The sequence below is a fragment of the Azospirillum sp. TSO22-1 genome (assembly GCF_003116015.1).
Taxonomy (GTDB): Bacteria; Pseudomonadota; Alphaproteobacteria; order Azospirillales; family Azospirillaceae; genus Azospirillum.
Window position 1 is genome coordinate 1 of sequence record NZ_LGQZ01000165.1, and the last position, 4,846, is coordinate 4,846.

General features: G+C 65.1%; 5 protein-coding genes. 1 reads left to right on the plus strand and 4 read right to left on the minus strand.

Annotated elements, in window-relative coordinates:
- The first annotated feature begins 121 nt into the window (after positions 1 to 121).
- On the plus strand, positions 122 to 1,492 hold the full coding sequence (locus TSO221_RS31880; protein ID WP_109122511.1) for a tetratricopeptide repeat protein: 1,371 nt from the start codon (positions 122 to 124) through the stop codon (positions 1,490 to 1,492).
- Positions 1,493 to 1,646: 154 nt separating this feature from the next.
- Here the strand turns inward: TSO221_RS31880 and TSO221_RS31885 are convergent, their stop codons facing one another.
- From TSO221_RS31885 to TSO221_RS36230, 4 genes are all read right to left on the minus strand, one after another.
- Positions 1,647 to 2,900 carry an NAD(P)-binding domain-containing protein gene (locus TSO221_RS31885; protein ID WP_109122512.1) on the minus strand — a complete coding sequence of 418 codons (1,254 nt, stop codon included), beginning with the start codon at positions 2,898 to 2,900 and terminating at the stop codon, positions 1,647 to 1,649.
- Positions 2,897 to 3,589, minus strand: a complete 693-nt coding sequence (locus tag TSO221_RS35215; RefSeq protein WP_146208972.1) for a hypothetical protein — start codon at positions 3,587 to 3,589, stop codon at positions 2,897 to 2,899. The genes TSO221_RS31885 and TSO221_RS35215 overlap by 4 nt, the downstream gene beginning before the upstream one ends.
- A gap of 204 nt (positions 3,590 to 3,793) precedes the next feature.
- Positions 3,794 to 4,255, minus strand: coding sequence for a hypothetical protein (locus tag TSO221_RS35780; RefSeq protein WP_158284270.1), 462 nt, complete (start codon positions 4,253 to 4,255; stop codon positions 3,794 to 3,796).
- A 345-nt stretch (positions 4,256 to 4,600) separates the two neighbouring features.
- A partial coding sequence (locus tag TSO221_RS36230) for a hypothetical protein (protein WP_211099142.1) occupies positions 4,601 to 4,846 on the minus strand: 246 nt, incomplete at its 5' end.

Below are 4,846 nucleotides of genomic sequence, written 5' to 3' on the forward strand. Positions count from 1 at the left end.
CCGAGGCGTTCAGCGAGGACGGGCTGGAGCGGCTGAAGGCGGCGCTGGTCGAGCAGCTCAAGCTCTCCGGCCTCAAGGAGCCCTCCTTCGAGGGCGGCGGCGACGCCGCCCACTGACTGGCATGAAATCGGCCCAACTCCTCGCCGCCGCCAGCCGCGCCGAAGCGGCCGGCAACCGCGCGGAAGCCAGGACCCTCTACGAGCGGGCCCTGGCCAAGGCGCCGGGCGACCCGCTCGCCCACGACGCACTGGCCCGGCTGGTGCTCGGCGAGGACATGGCGGCGGCGGCCGAGCACGCGCTCGCCGCGTGGCGGGCCACCCCGCAGGACCCGACCCGCCGCTCCAACCTCTGGCAACTGCTCACCCACTTGGGCGAGGCGGGCGACGTCAGCCGGTTCGAGGGGCGCGACGACTGCGTCGGGCTGATCGGGCTGGGCAACGCGCTGCGCCGCGATGTCCAGGCGCTGCGCGCCGAGCGGGCCTACCGCCGAGCGCTCGACCGCTTCCCCGAGGTGTCGTTCACGCTGAGCCGGCTGGCCTGCCTGTGCGCCGAGCAGCACCGCCTGGAGGAGGCCGACGCCCTATTCCGGCAGGCGGCGGAGCGGCACGGCGGGCGCGACGGCGTCACCCGCACCGCGCCGGAGTTCCTGCGCGCGCTCAAGCAGGCCCCGCCCGCCGCCGGCATCCACGCCACGCTGGAGGAGGGCACGGCCACCGCGGCCAAGCCGCTGGTCGTCTACGTCTCCTGCGACGCCGGCTACTTCGCCCGCTTCGTACCGACCATGGTGCGCTCGATCGTCGAGGACAGCGGCCTCGACTGCGCCATCTGCCTGCACATTATCAACCCCGACGCCACCTCGCGCGACGCGTTGGCGGAGATCGTCCGCGCCCACGGGCCCGAGCGCTTCATGCTGCTGCGCGAGACCATCGACCTGACGCCGCTTGGCGCCTTCGCCAAGACCTACTTCGCCTGCAGCCGTTTCCTGGTGCTGCCCGACCTGCTGCAGCGCTGGCAGCGGCCGGTGCTGATGCTGGACGCCGACCTGATGGCGATCCGCGACCTCAACCCGCTGCTGGCGACCTCGGTGCACGCCGACCTCGGGCTGATGAGCCACGCGCTGAAACGCCTCGACATCTGGAGCCTGCTCTACGCCGACGTGCTGCACATCAAGCCGTCGGCGGCGGCGCGGCGCTTCCTCGACCTGACGCGGCGCTACATCCGCTATTTCCTCGACTCCGGCACGCCGCACTGGTTCCTCGACCAAGCGGCGCTCGCCGCCGTACACCTCGCCGGCTTCGTGGACGAGCCGGCACCACGGATGACCGTCTACCCGACCGACATCCACAGCACGCAGGTGATGGTGGACGCCGAGGGACGCTACTGGACGGACGACAGCGCCTATTTCTACTCGGTCCGCGCCACCGGCGGCGGGCAGGAGGGAATGAACCGGCTGAAGCGCCGGGCCGGCACCATCGACCAGATCAGGCGCTGAACGGTCGTCCGCATGGCTGGGAGGAACCCCGTGCTGAAATGTCAGATCGGATTGTAATCCGATCAGGACCGCGACTGCGGTCCCGGGCGCAGGCCGAAAGGTGCGAAGCCTGCACAGCTATGAACGAAGCCACCCAAGCTTCGTGGATCGCGCGTCAATGGGCCATCCGAGGTCCAACGCCAACCGGAACCACCCGAACGTCGGGCTGGTTCGCAGGCATGTAGCGCCAAGGATCGATGACGACCGAACCGGGTGGAAACCGCAGCGCCGGAAATTCGGAATGCCGGGCTCCGATCAGATAAACCGCCACCGGCAGTTCGCTGGCCTGCAATGAAGCGGGGTCCACGTGCGGATCGATGAGGGTTACTGCATGGCCGCGCTGTTCAAGAAGCGCCTGCAGCAACAATGCCGGGCTACCGGTCGTGATGTTGCAGTCGGCTTTGAAAGCGTAGCCCAGAATGACTTTTGGCAAGTCGTAAGCGCACATCAGCCCGGCCAGCCATTCAGTCTGTCGCTCGCGCGCCAGCATCACGGAATCAAATGTGTCGTAGCTGAGCTTCAGCTCACGGGCCAACCATGACATTGCGATGTTGTCACGCGGATGGCAGCCGCCGCCGTCGCCCATTCCCCCATCGAGATAGCGAGGGCTGATCAACCGCCCTCCCGCCATTTTCAGACACCCCATTACCGAGTCGACATCGGTGCCAGGCAGGTTATGGCACATCTCCATGATCGTATTGGCAAACACGATCTTAAAACCGATGAAGGTGTTGTATGCGACCTTGATCAGTTCGGCGTTCTCCAGAGTCGTAGCGTAAAAAGGGGCATCCGTAACGCTGCGGTAGAAGGTTTCAGCCACTCCCGCGGCCTCCACATCATGCTGACCGAACAAGATGAATTCAGGATTGAGGAAGTCGCGCATGGTGGTGCCCATGGCAATAAAGAATGGATTGTAACACAGCTTGATCCTGGAATTGATCACCGGCAGAACATGGCGGCGGATCGCTCCCGGCAAGACAGTGGAGATCACAACCACGACCGTGTCGCGAGTGACCACCTCGGCCAAGCTGCGACACGCCTCGACCAGATGCTCGTAGCAGAAATCAGCACGAGACTCCGGTAGCGGCAAAATCCCCTCGTACTGCGCCTCGTGTGGTGTCTGCACGGCAACGAACAGGATGTCGGCATGTCGGGCGACCTCGTCCAGGCTACCGAAACGCAGGGTGCTGCGTTCCAAGTACGGATTGAACGGCTCATGCCCGTCGGGGCCAGTCTCCAGGTAAGCCCGTGGAGCCTTGTTCATCAACTCGGAACGCAGGTCGTATCCCATCACGTCATGGCCCTTGAGGGCCATAGCCACAGCGCACGGCAAACCCAGCTTGCCGAGGCCGATCACCCCTACCTTCATGCGACAACACCCCCCTCGCCTGTTTCGATCGACCCCAGCAGCGCCGAAAGCCACCGAGCATCACGCTCACGGATCGCCGCCGTCCGCTCAAAGACGAACATGTCCCGAGCGCGGCGCTGCTCCTGCTCGCCTTCGCGGTGGCGACGATAGGTTTCATCAAACATCGATTTACCAACGCTGAAATGGCGATGCTCCACAAGCACATCGCCGATGTAGTGCAGACGCCCTACTCGCCGGCCAAGATCCATGATCCACGTATCGTTAGCGATAAATTCGAATATTCCCGGAGTGAAATAACCAAGTTTATTGCACCAACGGCGACTAACTATAGGAAAGGCGCAATGTTCCTCACCGCAAATTCCATCATTGAACCACATGCAAAATATGCGATCCGGGTAAGCCGCGACACATGCGTCAAGTCTGCAGTCCCATCCGGCCTCGACGTATACCTGATCGTCGTTGGCCATCATCAGCACATCCGCGCGACTGGCCGCAGCGAGATCATTCCAGGAAATCGATACGCTGCGCGGCGGCCCAATGATCGCTTGCACGCGCCCCAGACCGTGCCCCGAAGACGCAAGCTCTGCAAAAGTCCGACGGTAGCCTTCCACCTCTGGATCATCAGAGTCTATGTACACAAGTACTTCAATTCGTCCGCGTAACGAAGCGGTTGCCGCTACGCTGTCCACCAGTTGGCGGACTCCATCCGGCCGACCTCTGGACGGGCACAAAAGGGAATAGGTGAAGGGCGACATCGGTCCACCAAGGATCCGGCATAGGTATGGGTTTGCAATCACCCCGGAGGGCTTTGGATTTCAAGGTCTGGGTTGTTATGCCATTTGGAAGAAAGCGTCGAGGGATAATTCCATACCGACAAGTAAAAGGCGTGAGGCTTATCGCCGGTGCGCCAGCACCGGGCGGGCGACGCCGGATAACAGCAGGCGGCGCAGCGCCGCCCGCATCGCCTCTTCCGGCGGTGTGGTGCCGGCCGGCGCCACCACGGCCTCGGGCGGCGCCAGGAAGAAGGGCGGCGCGTCGCCGCCCACGCGGCTGCGGTACAGGCTCACGGCGAGCGCGGTCACGCTGCCGCCGGCCCCAGGCTCACCCTCGGAAGCCGCCCGCGTGTGGGCGTGCAGCAGGACGGCCAGGAGTCCCGGGTCGGCCAGCCGCTCGTCGTTTACGGCGAGCGCGAGCACCGGCGGCCCGCCCGCGCCGAGCAGCGCCGCCAGCTCCTCCGCGGCCAAGCCGCACAGCCGGGCGGCCTCCGGTGCCTGCGGCGCGGCCCCGGGGCCGGCGTCCACGGCGCACAGCATCCCGATGCGCTCCACCTGCTGGAAAAAACGGACTGGGGACATGGCGGCGGCCCGAGCAGCGGCCAGCGTCACGGCGACGCCGACGCAGAATGATTGCAGGAAAAACCGGCGTGAATGCGAACAATTCGACATGGCATCAACCTAGCCGTCCTTGCGTCGATTCTCCAGCGGCGCACGCCCTTTCGTCATAACCCAAATTATGGGGGCTTGCACGCCGAAGCGTGGATGACGACATGAAGGACATGCCCGACATTTGTCGGACGTCATCTACAGCCTCCGCCGCTCAGCCCTACCGACTGGGCGGCGGTTTTTTTGTTGGTTCTGCCCTCATCCATTTGACCGTCGTGCCACCTGCAGGCGTCACGACGGCGGTTTGTCTTCGGTGGCCTACAGCCCGAACGGGTTGCCCGGCCGCACCTCGGCGCTGAACTGCCAGCTGCCGTCCGATTCATTGTAGGCGTGCAGCACGCCCCCGGAGCCCGCCACGACCGTGACGCAGGTATCCTGCCGCGCCCCCTCGAAGCGGACGCACAGCCGCCCCGACTCGGCCCGCCACTGGCCCCGTCCGAAGGTCCATTGCTGGCCCGCGGGGGGCGCTTGCGGCGGGGAGGGGGAGGCGGGGGAAAAACCGGT

Coding starts and splice junctions, on each gene's coding strand:
- TSO221_RS31885 (WP_109122512.1), bottom strand. CDS start 2,900: ATGAAGGTAGGGGTGATCGGCCTCGGCAAGCTGGGTTTGCCGTGCGCT.
- TSO221_RS31880 (WP_109122511.1), top strand. CDS start 122: ATGAAATCGGCCCAACTCCTCGCCGCCGCCAGCCGCGCCGAAGCGGCC.
- TSO221_RS35780 (WP_158284270.1), bottom strand. CDS start 4,255: ATGTCCCCAGTCCGTTTTTTCCAGCAGGTGGAGCGCATCGGGATGCTG.